This is a genomic window from Parachlamydia sp. AcF125, assembly GCF_018342475.1.
Lineage (GTDB): Bacteria > Chlamydiota > Chlamydiia > Chlamydiales > Parachlamydiaceae > Parachlamydia.
Map to the genome: position 1 here is coordinate 137,864 of NZ_JAEMUD010000003.1, position 17,797 is coordinate 155,660.

The 17,797-nt window shown below is 40.9% G+C and carries 16 protein-coding genes; 6 read left to right on the forward strand and 10 right to left on the reverse strand.

Annotated features, from left to right (window positions below):
- The first annotated feature begins 33 nt into the window (after nucleotides 1-33).
- Together PARA125_RS06815 and recN are read left to right on the forward strand one after the other, a co-directional pair.
- Nucleotides 34-474 carry a hypothetical protein gene (locus tag PARA125_RS06815; RefSeq protein ID WP_213158056.1) on the forward strand — a complete coding sequence of 147 codons (441 nt, stop codon included), beginning with the start codon at nucleotides 34-36 and terminating at the stop codon, nucleotides 472-474.
- Nucleotides 475-488: 14 nt separating this feature from the next.
- The gene (gene recN, locus PARA125_RS06820; RefSeq protein WP_213158057.1) at nucleotides 489-2,126 is read left to right on the forward strand and encodes a DNA repair protein RecN; all 1,638 of its coding nucleotides are present in this window, start codon (nucleotides 489-491) and stop codon (nucleotides 2,124-2,126) included.
- A gap of 5 nt (nucleotides 2,127-2,131) precedes the next feature.
- Here recN and PARA125_RS09820 read toward each other — a convergent pair whose 3' ends face one another.
- Together PARA125_RS09820 and PARA125_RS09825 are read right to left on the reverse strand one after the other, a co-directional pair.
- Entirely contained in the window at nucleotides 2,132-2,971 is an 840-nt protein-coding gene (locus PARA125_RS09820; RefSeq protein WP_249274246.1) for a hypothetical protein, read from the reverse strand.
- 85 nt (nucleotides 2,972-3,056) lie between these two features.
- Nucleotides 3,057-3,560 (reverse strand): hypothetical protein, encoded by a 504-nt coding sequence (locus tag PARA125_RS09825; RefSeq protein ID WP_249274247.1) that lies wholly within the window; start codon nucleotides 3,558-3,560, stop codon nucleotides 3,057-3,059.
- A gap of 462 nt (nucleotides 3,561-4,022) precedes the next feature.
- On the opposite strand from PARA125_RS09825, the gene PARA125_RS06830 reads away from it, so the two are divergent.
- A complete protein-coding gene (locus PARA125_RS06830) occupies nucleotides 4,023-4,949 on the forward strand; it encodes a hypothetical protein (RefSeq protein ID WP_213158058.1) in 927 nt (308 codons plus the stop codon).
- Nucleotides 4,950-5,173: 224 nt separating this feature from the next.
- Here the strand turns inward: PARA125_RS06830 and PARA125_RS06835 are convergent, their stop codons facing one another.
- From PARA125_RS06835 to PARA125_RS06845, 3 genes are all read right to left on the reverse strand, one after another.
- A complete protein-coding gene (locus PARA125_RS06835; RefSeq protein WP_213158060.1) occupies nucleotides 5,174-6,130 on the reverse strand; it encodes a potassium channel beta subunit family protein in 957 nt (318 codons plus the stop codon).
- A gap of 131 nt (nucleotides 6,131-6,261) precedes the next feature.
- Nucleotides 6,262-7,167, reverse strand: a complete 906-nt coding sequence (locus PARA125_RS06840; protein ID WP_213158062.1) for a TIGR01777 family oxidoreductase — start codon at nucleotides 7,165-7,167, stop codon at nucleotides 6,262-6,264.
- 22 nt (nucleotides 7,168-7,189) lie between these two features.
- Nucleotides 7,190-7,771, reverse strand: coding sequence for a thioredoxin family protein (locus PARA125_RS06845; protein ID WP_213158063.1), 582 nt, complete (start codon nucleotides 7,769-7,771; stop codon nucleotides 7,190-7,192).
- A gap of 794 nt (nucleotides 7,772-8,565) precedes the next feature.
- Between PARA125_RS06845 and PARA125_RS06850 the strand changes: the two genes are divergently transcribed.
- Entirely contained in the window at nucleotides 8,566-9,822 is a 1,257-nt protein-coding gene (locus tag PARA125_RS06850) for an F-box protein (protein WP_213158065.1), read from the forward strand.
- Between the two features lie 349 nt (nucleotides 9,823-10,171).
- Here PARA125_RS06850 and PARA125_RS06855 read toward each other — a convergent pair whose 3' ends face one another.
- Nucleotides 10,172-11,593 (reverse strand): cryptochrome/photolyase family protein, encoded by a 1,422-nt coding sequence (locus tag PARA125_RS06855; RefSeq protein ID WP_213158066.1) that lies wholly within the window; start codon nucleotides 11,591-11,593, stop codon nucleotides 10,172-10,174.
- 9 nt (nucleotides 11,594-11,602) lie between these two features.
- On the reverse strand, nucleotides 11,603-13,441 hold the full coding sequence (locus PARA125_RS06860) for a hypothetical protein (protein WP_213158067.1): 1,839 nt from the start codon (nucleotides 13,439-13,441) through the stop codon (nucleotides 11,603-11,605).
- Between the two features lie 179 nt (nucleotides 13,442-13,620).
- Here PARA125_RS06860 and PARA125_RS06865 point away from each other — a divergent pair, with 179 nt between their 5' ends.
- Nucleotides 13,621-14,517, forward strand: coding sequence for a methionyl aminopeptidase (locus PARA125_RS06865; RefSeq protein WP_213158068.1), 897 nt, complete (start codon nucleotides 13,621-13,623; stop codon nucleotides 14,515-14,517).
- Here the strand turns inward: PARA125_RS06865 and PARA125_RS06870 are convergent.
- Nucleotides 14,514-15,050 carry a hypothetical protein gene (locus tag PARA125_RS06870; RefSeq protein ID WP_213158070.1) on the reverse strand — a complete coding sequence of 179 codons (537 nt, stop codon included), beginning with the start codon at nucleotides 15,048-15,050 and terminating at the stop codon, nucleotides 14,514-14,516. The genes PARA125_RS06865 and PARA125_RS06870 overlap by 4 nt on opposite strands.
- 34 nt (nucleotides 15,051-15,084) lie before the next feature.
- On the reverse strand, nucleotides 15,085-16,488 hold the full coding sequence (sthA, locus tag PARA125_RS06875; RefSeq protein WP_213158072.1) for a Si-specific NAD(P)(+) transhydrogenase: 1,404 nt from the start codon (nucleotides 16,486-16,488) through the stop codon (nucleotides 15,085-15,087).
- Between the two features lie 188 nt (nucleotides 16,489-16,676).
- On the opposite strand from sthA, the gene PARA125_RS06880 reads away from it, so the two are divergent.
- Nucleotides 16,677-17,108 carry a hypothetical protein gene (locus tag PARA125_RS06880; protein ID WP_213158074.1) on the forward strand — a complete coding sequence of 144 codons (432 nt, stop codon included), beginning with the start codon at nucleotides 16,677-16,679 and terminating at the stop codon, nucleotides 17,106-17,108.
- A gap of 25 nt (nucleotides 17,109-17,133) precedes the next feature.
- On the opposite strand, the gene rpmB is transcribed toward PARA125_RS06880, so the two are convergent.
- Complete coding sequence (gene rpmB / locus PARA125_RS06885) at nucleotides 17,134-17,418, reverse strand: 50S ribosomal protein L28 (protein WP_213158076.1); 285 nt, start codon at nucleotides 17,416-17,418, stop codon at nucleotides 17,134-17,136.
- Nucleotides 17,419-17,797 lie beyond the last annotated feature (379 nt).

Consider the following 17,797-nt stretch of genomic DNA (forward strand, 5'->3'; position numbering starts at 1 on the left):
ATTAAGAAAAACCCTTTAAATAAAGACAACTCCATGAACTCGCAGACACTTTGGCTCATGACTTTGTTAGTTTTAGTAGGAATGGGCATTTTATTTTTAATGAATTTTACCCCTGCCCTTCATCAGGCAACTCTTGAAAAAAAACAGCTCGATTTAAACGATATTAAAACGATTACCATTGAGCGAGAAGGGAAGCCTCATACCTTAAGTCTTGAGCAACAGATTGAGTTAATTAAGTATCTAAATCTCGCACATCCTGTTCAAAAGAGCCCCCATGAAAATCAGCTCGATCCCATAGACTTTGAAAAAATTACTGTCTATCGCTTTAAACATCCAGAGCTTACCATTATCCCTGTGGGCTACATGGGGCCAAATCTTCTCTTTTCCTCTCTCGAATTAAACCCTTCCGGTTATATGCGCGACTCTAGCGAGGGAAAATTTAAAAATTTTATCGCACAATCTATAGAAAAATAGTGATATTTGCTTTTATGCTAAAACATCTTATCATTCGTAACCTTATCCTTATCGAATATGTTGAAATCCCTTTTGAAAATCATTTAAACGTTCTTTCAGGAGAAACGGGCGCAGGGAAATCCGCCATTATGCATGCCCTTGCCTTGATTGCAGGTGCCAGAGCTGATTCTAGCTTTATTAGAAATGGGACAGAAAAAGGCAGCGTGGAAGCCATATTTGACATTGAGCGTTTGCCCACCGTCTGCCATCTTTTGGAAGAAGCTGGGATTGAGCACACTCTAGAAGAAGAGCTTATCATTCGACGAGAAATCTCTCCTCAGGGAAAAAGTAGGGCGTTTATCAACAATCAATTTGTGCAACAAGCCTTGTTAAAGAAAGTTGGCGAGCAACTGATTGAAATGATTAGTCAACACGCCACTCAGGACCTTTTTTCCACCGAACATCACCGCTCGGTCTTGGATCTTTACGGGTCTCATCATCTCTTACTTAATCAATTCCAACAGAATTGGGACAAGGAGAACGCGCTTAGGAAAAAAATTGAGCAATTAATTTCAGCTGAAGCCCAAAGGCTGCGCGACATTGAGGTCTGCCTGTATGAATTGGAAGAGCTGGATGAAGCGCGCTTAAAAAATGGGGAAGATGAAGAGTTATTTGCCGAGTACTCGCTCCTTTCTAACAGTGAAGAGCGTTTATCTAAAAGCCAAACTGTTTATCAAGGCTTGCAATCTAAACGAGAAGCGGTGCTTCCCCTTCTGAATCAATATGTGCTTGTCTTAGAAAGATTGGCTTCCTTGGATCCAACCACGCAAGAAATTTATCAATCCTGCCACCATGCGCGCCTGGAATTGCAAGAAGTTGCTTATTCTCTCCAAGCTTACATAAATAAAATCGATGTTTGCCCTGAAAGAATCCAAACGATTAATGAACGACTAGCCCTCATTAATAAACTGAAAAGAAAATATGGCTCTTCCATTGAAGAAATTCAAGCTTACCAAGAAAAAACCAAGCAGAAGCTGCATGCGCTAGAAAACGTGTTGAGTGAAATAGAAATTCTGCAAGAAGAGGTGGCTAAACTCACTGAAAGTAATACCGAACTCTGCCAAAAACTTTCCACGCAAAGAAAAACTACCGCCAAATTATTAGAAGAGGCTCTGGAAAAAGAGCTTCGCACTCTCAATATGCCGAAAGTTAAATTTCATGTGAGAATTTCCCCCCAACTGAGAAACCGAATGGGGGATGATCATATTGAATTTTTCCTCTCTCCCAATATTGGGGAAAAAGAGATCGCCATTCGAGAATGTGCCAGCGGGGGTGAGCTTTCAAGATTAATGCTAGCCTTGCAAACGCTGTTAGCTGGCCGTGGACAAATTCCTACTTTAATCTTCGACGAAATCGATGCGAATATTGGAGGAGAAACAGCCTCTATTGTGGGAGAAAAGCTGAAAGAAATTGGGCAAAAGCATCAAGTATTATGCATTACCCACTTTCCACAAGTTGCCCAGCATGCCTTTGCTCATTGGCATATCTTTAAACAAGAAAAAGAAGGGCGCACATACTCTTCTATCGAGCGGTTGGATAAGAAAAAACGGCAAGCAGAGCTTGCACGCATGGCCGGAAAAGGGCAAATCAAAGACGCCCTAATTGGCGCCTGAGTCCTTTAGCAAGCGATTTTTGCATAATGGTAATGCATGCGCAATTTATAGCGATGAATCAGCCCTGCCTGAATCAAAGCTTTACTGACTTCTTCTAAAACATCTTTGAAAAAAGGAGTGGGATCTTTTGGGTCGATTTTGACATAGAGGAGCCTGCTGCCGTGATGGTTTTCCCAAATTTGGTGCACTTTTTTAGCTAACTCATCGTGGATATTGATTGACAATGCCACCACCCTTCCCTCTGGGAGTGAATAATTACGCGACTTCTCCAGTTCCTGATTGATCGATTCCACCAGGACTTTAGCTAGCTGTTGTCGACAGGCATCTTTAAAAAGAGCGGGCAAAGCGGAATTAATTTGTTGGTTTGCCTCAACAATTTGATGAGATGAAAGGTATTGGAGATAAGTTTTTCGCTTGCTAAGTTTGCGTGCCAAGTTTGCTTTAATATCTGGGACCTTAGCTTCAAGGATACGATAATCATCCGATTTTAGTTGCGCTTTGGCCGCTTCGAGATAGGACTCCCCTAACTCTGCAGGGATGCTATTGAAAAGGCCGTTTTTCTTTCTGGCCCCTCCCTGCGTCAAGCCTGGACTAGGAGAATGACCCTTATCGGGATCGATTAAAGCGATGCGGCCTTCCCGCTTGAAAGGAAGGTTATCGTATTTAACATCTCTAAAGTTGGTAGCTGAAATAAATATAAGAAGCTGCGAATAATTAAGCTGTGTATATTCTCTAAGTTCCGGCTCATTCCAACTATAAAGATGAATCCCTTTCTGTCCCTCATAACTGCTTGAAAAAAGGCCTACCCTTTCTTGCACAGCTACATATGTGCCGTTTACTTCCACGGCCTCTGCTTTTGGAATATGAAGGGCATATCATTTTTTCTCGGCAACCACTTGTAGCGCCTGATTTATAATATTGAGATACTCTTCAGCCCTTCGTTGATCTTCCAGCGGTTTGAACACGACATTTGGCATACGATCTAAAAAGAAGACAGTGTTTACTCCCCCTTCGAATCGCTTTTCCATTCACAAGACGACGTGGATTATTCCACTCAATCTTTTGCAAATATTCTTTTTGCTCCGGGCTCAAACCTAAGTCTGTCGCTTCTTTTACCTCTCCTGGCTGGTTGAAAATACGTAAAACGTTACTTTTAAAATGTCTAATTTCTTCAGCTATCTCTTGAATCTTTTGCGGATTGGCAGCTGGTAATTTTGTTTTTGGCTCTGATTTTTTTGGAAGCTCAGGTTGCGATGTAGGAGGAGAAATTTGAGGAGCGACAAAAAAGCGATGTTGACGACGGGCAATCCATTTGCCAATCCCCATGATAAGAGGGATAATCCCTGTGAGAAAGCTTACAGCTTTCAATAGATTGAGGGGGACGTTTGGTTTTACTTGAATCTGTTCAACTTTATGTCCTTCTCTACCCTTCACTATACAAGGCTCTATGACACGCTATCTTCTTCCTGAAAAGGAAAAATAGGCATCAAAAAAAGCTACCGATTTAAAACCAGAATCAAAATTAATCGCACAACTAAAATTTAAAGGAATTACTTAAACAACCTCTCATTGTAATTATTTTTTAAAAGAATGATTTTTATGCTAAAAAAAGAAAGGGAATTTACAGGCTAGAATGGTTTGCTTCTGAGCCCATATATTTTTACTTTTGAAAAATTAAAGAGGTAAAAATAACTAGGGTTAAAGCAAGCAAATCGGCTCCCCACTCTTAAGCTTAGTAAGCAGATAGCCTATTAAAGCTAAAATACACTCAACGAGTTATCTTCTTTACCTTTTCTTCAAAAAGAAAAGAAAGAAGCCTCATCTAATTCTTGACGAGATGCTTGACTTCGTATACAAATAACTACTTTTAGAACCTTTACCAAGTGGAGCTTTCACGTGAAATATCTAGTCCGCTTTATCCTTCCAACCCTTCTTGTTTGCCTATCAACTGTACGTGCTGATGTGGAAGAATCTGCGATTTCAACAGAACAAATAGCAAAAGATGCAGATTTGCAAGAAACACCCTTTACACTTGTAGCTCGTTTTGATGCTTTTGCTCCTGCAAAGTTCTCAAAAGGCGAAATCGATCACCAAAAACTTCAATTTCAGCAAGGTGAGGCCTCGCTCAACGCAGTGGTTTATTATGATCGCCTCAACGAAGAAGGGCTAGCTGTCGGGGTTGGCTATACCTATAACAAAATAGCCTGGGATCAAAATCCTTTTTTCGATCAAAAAAATTTTAACGCTGCTAACGTCTTGTTAACAGGATTTAGCAAACGTTTGCCCGATTGGGACTGGAAAGCTCAGATTATTTACACCTTAAATGCAGATTATCCAAACTTTGACGATTATTCCACCTGGGATTTACTCTTGTGGGGCCGCTATACTTATTCTTGTTTAACGGGAATCCACTTGGGCTTTTATGCCCAAACAGGGATGAAAGCAGATCGGGTTGTGCCAGTTTTAGGTTTTGATTGGCAATTTAGTCGTGATTGGAAGCTCAACGCGGTTTTCCCGATGAAAATGTCGCTTGTTTATACTTTTGATCCCCATTGGCATACTCTTGTAGCAGTCCGCTTTTTTAGTGCAAGGTGCCGCGTCGGTTCAAGCCACCCCTTAGCAAGAGGAATTGTGGAATATCGCAACGTGGGTATCGAGTGGGCGTTAAAATACGAATGGGATCCTTACATTACCGCAGATGCTCATATTGGCTATAGCACTGGTGGAAGGCTCAAAATTTCTAACCGCAACCATAACCACGCCACTCATCTAAAGTTTGACGGTGCCCCTTATATGGGAGCCATGCTAAACTTCAATTTCTAGTCATCCCCTCCCCTTCCCCTTGTTGTCCATCAAGGAAAAAACCTCCTGGTGGACAACCTATAGGCATTCAAGCTTCCTGCACAATGTTTTCTCTCCTCGTCTGTGGTGCATTTTTAGCACCCTGAAATCAGAGGATTGGAATCGAGGGATTGAATGGATGGCATTCATTGACCCCTTGTCGCCATAATCTTTTAGCCTTGAAATTTCTTTTAACAGATTATCATTTAAATTTGAGAGATAGGGTTTTTTAATATCTCTTCGATAGAATGGATGACCTCATCGGTAAGCTGCTGCTTTACTTGCTCAGCCTTCAAGTTTTCTTGCAGCTGAGGAAGAGACGAAGCTCCCAAAATGACTGAGCTAACGTGTGGATTTTTTAAACACCAAGCAATGGCTAGCTGCGGTAGGCTACAGGAAAGCTCATGCGCCAATTTTTCTAAGGCTTTTACTTTGCAAATTTTTTCCTTGGTTAGCCGATGGCGCAATTCTTCATGCCGAGATAACCGACTTGCAGGAGGGATTTCTTCATTATACTTGCCCGTCAATATCCCGGATTCTAGCGGGCTCCAAATGGTAGTCCCCATCCCATATTTATGATAAAGGGGTGCATATTCTTGTTCTACACGCGTGCGGTGAAATAGGTTGTATTCAGGTTGTTCCATAGAGGGCGGAATGGCGTGAATGGCATGGGCAATTTGATAGGCTTCTTTAATATCTTCTGCAGACCATTCGGAGGTTCCCCAATAAAAAGCTAATCCTGAGCGCACTAAAAAATCCATAGCCCGAACTGTCTCTTCAATAGGAGTCGTGGGATCGGGCCGGTGACAGAATAAAAGATCTACATAATCGAGTTGCAATCGACGCAAAGAACCTTTGGTTCCTTCTACTAAATGCTTCCAGCTTAACCCTGTTGCATTTGGTCCTTTTCCTCCCCAAAAAATTTTAGTCGAAATGACTAAATCTTCCCTGCGGAAATCTTTAATGGCCTCCCCCATCAAAAGCTCGGAAGCCCCATTCGCATAAACTTCGGCATTATCAAAAAAATTGACGCCTGCTTCAAAAGCCACATTTAAACATTGTCGAATGTTGTTTAAACTTAAATTACTGCCAAATGTAATCCATGAACCAAAAGATAGCTCACTGACCTTTAAACCCGCTTTACCTAATCGTCTATATTCCATCTAAGCTTCCCCTCTCTATTGGTAGCCTGAACTGCTAGTAACCCATTAAAGTTTTAAATTAATAAAAGGCTCTATTTTATTGTAAGAGGCCTATAAACGACGTCAAGCTCTTTGACAGTCTCTTCTGCCGATCAAGCATGAGGCCCATCTTCTAATAATGCGTGCATGGCTTCTTCTAACTTTGGATGCGTATAGGTAAAAGAAGAATTTATAAGCTGCTTAGGCTCTACACGCATGCTACTTAATAATAGCTCCTCTGCCATTTCTCCAAAAATGAGGCGAGCAGCAAAAGCAGGCATGGATAAAACGGTTGGGCGATTTAAGACCTTACCTAAGACATGGGTAAATTCTTGGTTGGTCACCGGGAAGGGGGTGACCATATTCACAGGCCCTTTTAAAGAAGGGGTTTTTATAATGTGATCGATCGCACGAACGAGATCTTGCATTGTCATCCAGCTCATGTATTGCTTTCCTGTTCCTAATATGCCTCCTAAACCAAGTCTAAAAGGCAGAAGCATTTGTTTAAGAGCTCCTCCTTTTGGGGTCATAATCAAACCAAACCTGGTATAGACTGTCCGAATTCCTGGAGGAGCTTGTGCGGAAGCTTCCCACTCTTTACAAACTTTTGATAAAAAGCTTGTGCCTGCCGGTGTGTTTTCATGGACGATCTTGTCATCTTGATTCCCATAGTATCCGATTGCAGAAGCATTGATCCATAGGCTAGGAGGCGATTTTAAGTGGTGTAAAGTTTTGCTTAACAGCTGAGTTGTTTTCAAGCGGCTATTTAAAATTTTTTTCTTCTTGAAGTCATTCCACCTGCCATGCGCAATATTTTCTCCAGCAAGATTGATTAGCACATCTGAACCCTCAAGAAGTTTCGAATCTATAATGCCAGTTTCTGGATCCCAACCAATTTCGTCGTGCGCTAGCCCCCCTTTTTTACGAACAAGACGCTTAACAAGATGTCCTTGTTCTCTGAAAAAGGTGATTAAGGCTGTTCCAATCAAGCCCGAAGAACCTGAAATCACAATATTCATTCATTCACTCCAATGTTAGAATTCAAATAAGATCGCATGCATCATCAGGCATCCAATGGGCATCTTTTCCTTCCCATTTAATGTTGCATCCAATGGGGTTCAAGATGGGTGTAGAGATGGGCTTTCCAGATAGAAATTCTGTTAACACGCGATCTAAATCATTTTCTTTCATTTCGTTTGTATTGCGAGGACGGTCAACGCCTCTTCCGGTGTAGACTAAAGCCCTATTTTTGTCGAATACATAAAAATGAGGGGTGCGCAGGGCTCCATATTTTTTTGCCACTTCTTGGCTCTCATCGTACAAGTACAACCAAGGAAAATGATGCTCATGCATCCTTTGGACCATATGCTCAAAAGAGTCTTCAGGATAGGTATTTTTGCTATTAGAGTTGATCCCCACAAAAATAACTCCTTGCGACATAAACTTCTCTGCTGTCTTGCGAGTTACCTCATCCGAACCTATTACGTAGGGGCAGTGGTTGCAGGTAAAAAAAAGCACAAGAACCGGATATTTATCAAAATCTTTTAGCGCATAAGTTTTCCCATCTGTTGCCGGCAAAGAAAAGTCAGGTGCTTTTCCCCCGATAGGTAGTGTAAAAGGCATACTTTTTCTCCTAAAAATCTCTATAAAGTTTGATTTAGGGCGCATTATTTCTGTTTTTCGCAATCTTGTCAATTTGGTGATTTAACTTTTTTTACCTTTCATACATTCCAGCAAGGCATAAATGCTAACGATCTTTGCTTATCTTCCAAAAGCGCCCTCTAATAAGGAAGAAAAATTTGAAATAAACCCGAAGCTTTAATCCTTCTCTACCTCTAAGGTTTGCATAACAAAGGTCAAAGCCGGATATGCTTGAGCCTTTTGATTGGACTGTAAAAAGCTCTCATACCTAAACCCATCAAGTTTGCGGTCAAAAGCAAAAATTCTTGTAGAGCTCTTAAAGTCCCCTAATAAAGTATTCTGTTTAGCAAACTACAAAGGGGGCTTCGTCCAAATATATTGGAGAGCGCCCTTTCTCACATGTATGATTGGTTGGTCGCCATTGCTGAATAACAACTTTTGAAACCCAAAAAGCAATGCTTCCAGGTTGAATAAGAGATTGGTTATACTGCGACCCCCTTTATATGCGATATCGATTAATGAAACGGCTCTGCCAATGTCGCGGTTAACTTGCCCACGCTACTTTATCTCTTCTAAAAATTTTTTCTTTATCCTAACTGCTTAAGCCTCACCCTCGGTGTATTTAGGCAACAAGGCGTATTGAAGTGGCAAAAGGGCAAAAAATAGATCAAATAAATTAGATTATTGCGTGGATTTGCATTTTATATTAAAATTGTAAATTTTATATTAAATTTACATCTTAACGATTATTTTTATTTAAGGATTAACTTTCTAGCATGTTTAACAACCTTCTTTTCCACTTTAATCACGTGATTGTCTCCAATCATAACGGCTACGATCGGTGGGCAAAAACCTTTTTGTCTCCTGCTCGCAATCTTGCCTCGTTATATGGGAACAGCAAGACTATTCGTTATTTCAAAGTGAATAATGAAAGTGGCAAAATTAACGAAATTTCCCACCTTGGTCCAATTTTGCCCAAAATTCTTACCATAGCCAGCTATATTCTATGCGCTCTTCCTGGACTACTGATTGGAGGCTGTTTAATGAAACTTGCGCTTAGAGATAAAGATGTTAAAAGATCTTTTTCTCTATTAAAGATGTGGCTTCCAAATGAAAAAGGAAACGAGGCTCAAGAAATTTTCCCTATCCCTAACGAGCTTTTTGATAAGATTGTTTTTTTCTTACCTGAAAAGGATAAAGTTAATTTTCGCTCTGTAAGTCAATCAGCAAAAGCAATAATGGATAATTTCTATCTAAAAGCCTTAGATCGAAAACTTTTAAAAGGCTTAACAAAAGAGACAAATGGCGACTTTTCTATCATGAACTTAACAGCTGATTGCTATGAGTATCAAAAAAAATACCACTACGCAGAACCTGTTATCCAAGTTTTTGGAGGATTTAAGAATATTTTAACCCTTCCCTTCGTTACATTCAAAAAAGTTTTCTCTAAAAAAAATGAAGATATATTTACCGAATTTGATTCTTGTGCTCAAAGCCCAAAATTTGCTAAGTTTCCGAATATATTTCGCTACTTCGCCCAATTTTCGGAAAAAAAGGCAGCAGAGTGGATTATCATTAAATATACTCTCCTGGTTCCCAAAGAAATGTCTATAGATGGCCAAAAACATGTTTGGCATGATTACTTAATATGGAAGCCTGGTGGGGACGAAAAATACTGGTCTGCAGTAGATGCAAGAGCTGAAGATAAAATTCAAACCTCACGGGGAGGAAAATCTTTTTCAAAAGCTGTTAGAGAAAATGTCTCATTTGAGATGCGAGAGAATTGGAAGCGGCCTATTGTTTTTTGGGAAGACCGTGAGAAAAGCTTAAATAAAATAAGATCCTTAATCCACAACGAAAAACTCCCCTTTTCCTATCTTGCGCTCAATGAGGTTCCTCCATCTAAAGCTGTATTCACTCCATTGCCCAATGGAAGTTTCTCTTCGCATAAATTACAATACACCTATAAAGACCGGTTTGAGACAACCTTTTGTAAACTGGGACACTTAACATTGAAAGAGATGCAAAATTGAACTGCGTCTTTTGATAGAGTGGCACCTACCCATCTCTGCTGTAAGTAAAATGTCGGCAATATTAGCCCGATTGGGATTAACGGAGAGTGAATGTACGGGTAAAAACTGCCAAAGATCACCAAGAAGCAGAAGTAGCCGAGCAAGAAGAAAACCGTAGCAGCAGAAGATAAAAAAAAACAAAAGCGAGCAATCTCTTTCGAGGGGCAGTGGATGGAAATGTGATTGGCGATCTAAAAATTACAAGAGATCGTTCCAGAAATCGGAGAAAAAGGTTTGCTTTACAATACTGCCCTGGCTCGTGCAATAACAGACCTTTTTTAAATACGACGACAATCTTATCAAAGAAAACCTAGCTAGTCTTTATTTCTTCAAAGGCCTCTAACGCCTTTAAACGCGCCTCTTCATGGTTGACAATAGGGTAAGGATAATCTTCTCCCAGTTTTATCCCTGCTTTATGCAGCACTTCAGGAGGAGCTTCCCAGGGTTGGTGTATCCATTGATCCGGCAGGTTTGCAATTTCGGGGATCCACTTTCTCACATAGTTGCCTTCAGGATCAAATTTTTTACCTTGAGTGGCTGGATTGAATATGCGAAAATAAGGGGCAGCATCTGCTCCACAGCCGGCTACCCACTGCCATCCTAAAGTGTTGTTAGCTAAATCTGCATCTACCAACATATCCCAAAACCATGCGGCACCCTTCTGCCAAGGGAGAAGCAAATCTTTAACTAAAAAAGACCCTACCACTAAGCGGGCTCGATTATGCATCCAGCCAGTCATCCATAGTTGCCTCATCCCTGCATCTACGAATGGATAACCTGTTACCCCTTTTTGCCAGGCTTTTAAAAACTTTTTATTTTCTTTCCAGGGGAAACTGGCAAATTCTGGGCGCATCGGCTCTTGCAGAGTATGAGGAAAATGGTAGAGCAAATGATAAGCAAAATCTCGCCATCCTAACTGCCTTAAATAAGGCTCAGCTACCTGAAAACCTACTCTGTCTACCACTTCATGCCACACTGTTCTTACGCTAATCTCTCCAAAATGCAGATAAGGGGATAAGCGGGAAGTTCCTGGCAAATCGGGGCGGTCGCGCCTTTCATGATAGTCCCGCACACTGCCTTCTAGAAAGTAGGCCAAAAATTCCTTGGCATAAGCACTTCCCGGTTTCCAGGTATGGGCAATCCCTTCATCCCAGGGAGTTCTCGGAAGTAAGTTTAGATCTTCTATATCCAGAGAATCGACCTCAATGACTTGCCCCTTTACGCCCATGGGAGCAGGCAAAGGATCAAGCGGCTTTTCTTTAGCTAAACAATTTTTCCAAAAAAAAGTGAAAACCTGAAAAGGTTTGCCTTGTTTATTTTGGATGGTCCATGGTTCATACAAAATATTCCCCGGAAAACTCTTAACTAAGACCCCTTCTTTTGTAAGCTCTGCCTTAATTTGAATCTCTCTTTTAATGGCATACGGTTCATACTGCCTGGACCAAAATAAAGCATCTGCTTTTGCTTCTTTAATCACCTCTTTTAAACACTCAAGGCTCTTTCCTTTTCGAATGATAAGAGGCAAACCTAAAGATCGAAGATCATTTTCCAGACGCTTTAAAGAATGATGTAGCCACCACCTGCTCGCTCCTCCTAAAGGGCAATGCCCTTCTTCCTGAGGCGACCAAATATAAACAGGAAGGACGCTCCCCCTTTGGGCAGCAGCGTTTAAAGCAGGATGGTCTTCAACGCGTAAATCTTGCCGCATCCATACGATAGAGACTTTTCCCATGTTTGTTCCTTATGCTTGCACAAACGGCCCCACAGAGAGTGTCCCTATTACGGTCCCCTCTTTAATTTTGTGGTGCAGATAACCAGGCAAATAAATTTTAACTTCTCTCATTTTCTCTAACACTTTTACCATGGAGGTTGTCTTTATTTCTCCATTTTCCAAAGTTTCCATCTTTCGAAAAGAGCCAAACAAGAATAAGAGTGATTTTATCAGAGAAGATTGAATTTTTTTAGGGGTGCTAGCCACAATTTTTATTAATTTTTTCAAAAGAGGGTTAGAAGGCGAGAGATTAAGAACCGAAATTTCGTAATTATTTTTAACAACTCCTCCTTCTCCTTCTTTCCCAAATACATGGATAAGTTTGTGATAAGCCCATTGAGAACAATTTTGCCAGGAAAACTGGAAAACCAAATTATTCGCGCGCGAAGCAAGGATATCTAACCGAATTAACTCCATTAATTTCTTTCCCTGTCCTTCTGCAGCTAAATAAGCAACCGAAGCGTGCTGCCTGCGAAAATAGCAATGATTTTCATCGCCAAATGCAAGGCGGCTTTCAAAAGTTCCCATGATAAACTTCAATCGGCCAAAAAATCCTCTGGGAAATTTCCTTGCAAATTTACCTATCGTCACCAAAGTGTACTGATCGGGCCCCGAAGGGATGTATATATCTAAATATCCGTGGTTTGCATCTAAATCTAAACCAGGGGATTCCTTGGATGCCTTTTCAATAACTAACCATTGCCCTGAATTTAAATGAGCATTTGCCTCGACAACTTGCCCCTCTTTATTGATAACTTGGGGATGACGCCGGATCAGTTCCGCACGATCCACCGTTTCAAATACAGGATATTTTTCCCACCAAGCGCTGTTAGGCTGGGTCAAATCAATAGGGTCATATTTCTTTGTAGCAGGGTTATATCGATCGTGAACATGCGCATTAAAACGGGTTACTCCGGATGGTCCAAAAACGGCAAAATCACCCGGTTCATCGTTTTTAGCTTTAAAAACATTTAACACAGTTTTGATGTCAACTTTGAGGTTTCCGTCAAAGGTCACTCGACTTTTTTCATCCAAAATATTGACTTTCTTACCTTCCATTTTGAGTGCAACAACTTTCCGTTGCACAATCCCCACTTGCTCTGTTTCAACCGAGAAAAATTGCTTACCAAAACGCCCTACCCACCCTACAAGCAGACACTCTTCGAGGCGTTTATAAACCGAGTAAAACTCAATAAACTCCTGAACGCCGTAACGATCCCGCAAAAGTCTTTTAAAACACTCTTCTTGCTGGCAAGGATCCTTCAATACCATTTTAACAAATTTAGGATACTGGCAGATATTTTCCAGAATATTTTGCTCCCATAAAGACAACGTCTGATCGTGATAAATAGTTTGCTTTTTTTTCCAAGCTTGGAAAAGCGCTGTTAGGTTTTGTAAAAGCTGTTCATCAATTTCACCCTTCTTTAGGATATCGGTTCCCCCTAATTCTGTTCCAATGCGATATTTCAAGGCAACTACACGCCTTTTTAAGGCTTTTAAGGCGGCTTGATTTTGTTTTAAGCTGTTTGCTTGCAATTTTTTCTTAATAATTTTTGAAGCTTTTAGTAAATCTGCAAACTTCTTTTTTTGCTCAGGAGCCCCATTTGCGGAAAGGATAACTGGAATGCGTTCTTGCCTATCAAGAAAGGCATTAAAAGCTTTAGCAACTTCAAGGCTGCGTGTTTGCTCTAAGGTAAAAACGCGTTGAGGCCATTTTTCGATATACCACTCATCTTTTTGGCATCGAACAGCTTTTCCTTGACCTAATAGATTGACAAATTCTGATAAGTGTTCATCTATTTTCATCATTTTAGTCTCTTTAAATGTAATAGTTGATCTATTTATGTTTTAAGCAATGAAATTTAAGCAAAAAAGGTAAATCTTTTTCAAGAAAATCTCGCTGGAAAAAAGCAGAAACAATAGAAAGATGAAAAAAATAAAAGATTCGGCTAAACTATTGAAAACGAAAATAATCTAAGGTTGGCCTGATGATCGGAAGAAATGATCCCTGCTGGTGTGGGAGTTGGAAAAAATGGAAGAAATGTCATTACCCAGTTGAACGAGGAGACTCTATACAAGCCCTACCTAAGTCGGTTGCAGAACAGTACTACCATGAATACGATATCATTATCAAAACGGAAGAGCAAATCGCAGGCATTCGTGCCTCTAGCCGCTTGGCTGCTAAGATTCTCGATGCTACCTGTGCACTTGCTAAGGCAGGAGTTACCACGCAGGAGCTAAACGATTTTGCTGATAGAATGCATCGAGAAGCTGGTGCCATTCCCGCCCCTCTTAATTATGGGCACCCCCCTTTTCCGAAAAGCATTTGCACATCTTTAAATGAGGTCATTTGCCATGGAATTCCCAATGACATCCCCCTGCGCGAGGGTGACATTGTCAATATAGACGTAACTTGCATTTTAAATGGATATTATGGAGATTGCAGCCGCATGGTGGTAATCGGGGGAAAGACAACCCCAGAGCGGCAATTGGTGGTGGATGTGGCATACGAATGCTTAATGAAAGCTTGTGCAATTTTAAAACCGGGGATATTTATCTCGGATATTGGCAAGGTCATTGAACCTTATGCGATTTCAAGAGGCTGTTCTGTTGTCAATCAATTCGTCGCACATGGGATAGGAATTGAGTTTCATGAAGGCCCCCAAATCCCCCATTATCAGAATTCGATGCATATCCCCTTAGTTCCAGGAATGACTTTTACGATTGAACCGATGATCAATGCGGGTGTGCGCGCCGCTGTAGTTGATCGCAATGACCAATGGACAGCGAGGACGAAAGATGGCAAAGCCAGCGGGCAATGGGAACATACCCTCTTGATTACCCAAACTGGCTATGAAATTTTAACCCCTTGGACACGGGATTAAAAAGGAGAGGCATTGCCCCTCCGACTTTTCATCATTTGTTCTAGAAAGCTATTATTTAGCTCTTCCCCTTGTAAAACAAAGTACATTAAAATAATGCCAAAGCCAAAGGCTGGACTTAAAGTTGCCGTGAATAGCCCTAGGGCTATCACCGTGGCTTTTTTTAATTGTTTCCAGTAGCGAATCGTTTGTCTATTAAAAGGTTCAAACTTTCCTAGTAATCCAACTGCAAATAGCGCATTACAAAGCACAACCACCAGCAAAAAAGGAATGGCAACGAGAAGAAATAGGGAAGCAAAAAAAGTGATTGCGCGCAAAACCCAGGGATAGTGTTTTTTTTCTAATTGATTAATAGAGGAATAAAGCTTTTCTTCCCCGGGATTCTTTCTTATCTCTTCCTGTTCAGCTCCCCTTTGAAGATCTTCGATATAAATAAATTCAGGGAGTTTTTGAGGAGTCGATCCTCCGGTTTGATGGGGATTGCCCTTTTGCGATGAAGGGTCTTGATTGCCCGATGGAAATTCATACCGTACCATAAAGCGCCTCGGAAAGTTAAAAGTTAGAAATTCTCTATACTTTACTCTTTAAGCGGATTTTATTCACTCCATTTAATGCCGCCACACGATATCCCTCTGCATAGGTGGGATAATTAAATACATGATCGATGAAATAATCGATACGCGCTCTAAAACTCATGGCTATTTGCCCAATATGAATGACCTCTGTTGCACTTCGCCCAATGACATGCACTCCTAAAATTTCTAAAGTCTCGGCGTGAAATAAAATTTTAAACATTCCCGTATTGCTACCTGCAATATGGCTGCGGGCGATTTCGTAATAATAAGCCCGCCCCACTTCATAGTGAAATCCCATTCTCTTTAATTGCTCTTCTGTATAACCACAACTTGAAATCTCAGGAATGGTGTAAATGCCAATAGGATAAACAGCTGGAAAATAATGGGTTTGCACCCCACACGCATGTAGGGCAGCCAAACGCCCTTGTTCCATGCTGGTAGAAGCCAAGCACGGTCCCCCAATGACGTCTCCTATCGCATAAATATGAGCTGCTTCTGTTTGAAAAAGAGAATTAACAGGAATATATCCTTGCCCATTTAACTTAAGGCCGGCATTTTCTATCCCCAAAGTATCCACATTTGCTTTTCTTCCCAAAGCGTAAAGTAAACAGTCAGCTTTACAGACTGTGCCATCCTTGAACTTAACCTCAGCCTTATCATCCACTCGGGAAATTTGTTCTGGTTCTTTCCGCCCCATAAATTTTAGGCCGATATCTGTTAAAGCCGTTTGTAAATGAGTTCCTATTTCAGCATCCACGAACGGAAGAATATGTTCTTTTTTATCGATAATCGTCACTTCCGTTCCTAAGGCCGCAAAAAAACTGGCATATTCAGATCCAATAATTCCTCCGCCTAAAACAATCATGGTTTTAGGAACACGGTCTAAGCCTAGCAAGCGGGTAGAATCTAGTATCACCTCATCATCAAAAGGGACTTCGGGTGGATTGCGAGGTTGGGAGCCTGTAGCAATCATAAACTTTTCGGCTTTAATATGATACAATTGACGAAATTCAGCATCCGTGATAGTCATCCGATTGGAAGCTTCAAAATAAGCATTGCCCTGGATGAACCGGATGTTATTTTTTTTAAATTGCCTTTGCAACATATGCTTTTCTTCGTCAATAACTTTAAAAAGCCGGTTATTTAAGTCATGAATGGAAACTTCGTGAATGAAACTTGCATCCCCGTAAAAACTGCGTTCATGGTAGCCAGTTAAATCGATAATCGCTTCCCGTAAAGTTTTAGAAGGAATGGTGCCAGAGAACAAACAATTTCCGCCTGGCTCAGGAAGCTTTTCAATGACCACCACTTTTTTTCCCAGCTTAGCAGCTTGAATCGCGGCTTTTTGTCCTGCAGGCCCAGCTCCAATCACAGCAAGCTCCACATTCATCTGTTCCATATTCCTATTCCTGTTGTGGAAATGTTCGAACCACCACCAAAAGTTGCAGCCATTCATGCCCTTGGTATAATCGTGATCATCCACATTCAGTTTTAATCTTCAAGTTTTTTTTATATATTTTGCTATATCGCATATTCTCCTCTTTGTTATAATAAAATTAGAGAAAAATGGTTGAGCGAGGAGAGCAAATGGCTAAGACAAACTTTACAAAAGTTGAAGAAGCACTAACCGAGGGGTTGCGCCAAATGACAATTAGCAAGCTCTTAAAGGAAACGGAGGAAAGTAGCACCCCAAAACAAAAGCAAGCTAAAGACGCTCTTTCTCTTTTAGTGGCATCCCTGCGCCATGAGTTCGGCTGGTTTGCCAAAAAAGACCCTTATTTTATTCCCAAGCTAAAAGTTGAAAAGGAGCGCATTAAGCAACTGTTTAAGCAAAGAGAACCTTATACTCAAGAGCAGATAGCGGAACTAAAAGATTTAAAAACCAAGATTGAAGCGTACAAACAAAGCGTAGCTGCAGAAGATTCAAGCTCTGAAAACGAGCGTATTGTTGAAACAGAATTAAAGCGGCAAAAAACAAAACGTTTTAATATTCGGGATAAATGGCTACCTTTACACTAGAGCCGAGCAAAGCTCGGCTTTAGTATTAGCTAGCTTTATGCTGAGCGCGCAATTGCCGAACATACGCAGCAACTCCGCCTTCTTTCTTCTCAAGAGTGCGTAAGCCTGCAATAGAGAGATTGGGAATGCTAACAAACCGATTTTCCTCTGCAAGCCACAATTTACGGTCGGCTAGATTTGCTTTAAAGCGACGTTTTGTCTTGCCAGTCACTTTAAGACCAATCCCTTTTTTCTTTTTCGCAATTCCACGAATAGCGTATTTATATCCGCGCGTTGTTTTTTTTCCAGTTACTGGACAAACCTTAGACATGAAAATCTCCAGAATAATAGCGTATTTTATATGTAAAGAGCGTAGTGTAACATAAAGACTCTTAGCAAACAAGTAGTTTTGTTAAGAGAAGCAAACAAAGGGCTAATCTTTCCTCCGACGCTTATCACCTTTTCCATTTCTTTAGAATCTATCTCGCGGAGCTCGAAAATTCTATCCTATCGCTTAGCCACGCCCCTTCAACTTTCCGAGTAGCTATACTCGCACCGCAGGCAATTGCAGCAATAAAGAGAAGGTACCCTGGTTTACTTGCCATTAGCTTGGCAACCGCTTCGGCATCGCGAAAATAATAACTTCAAAATAAAGGGAAGTCAGATCCCGTTCCCTCTTAAATTTGCTATCAAAGCCAACTTATCGAATC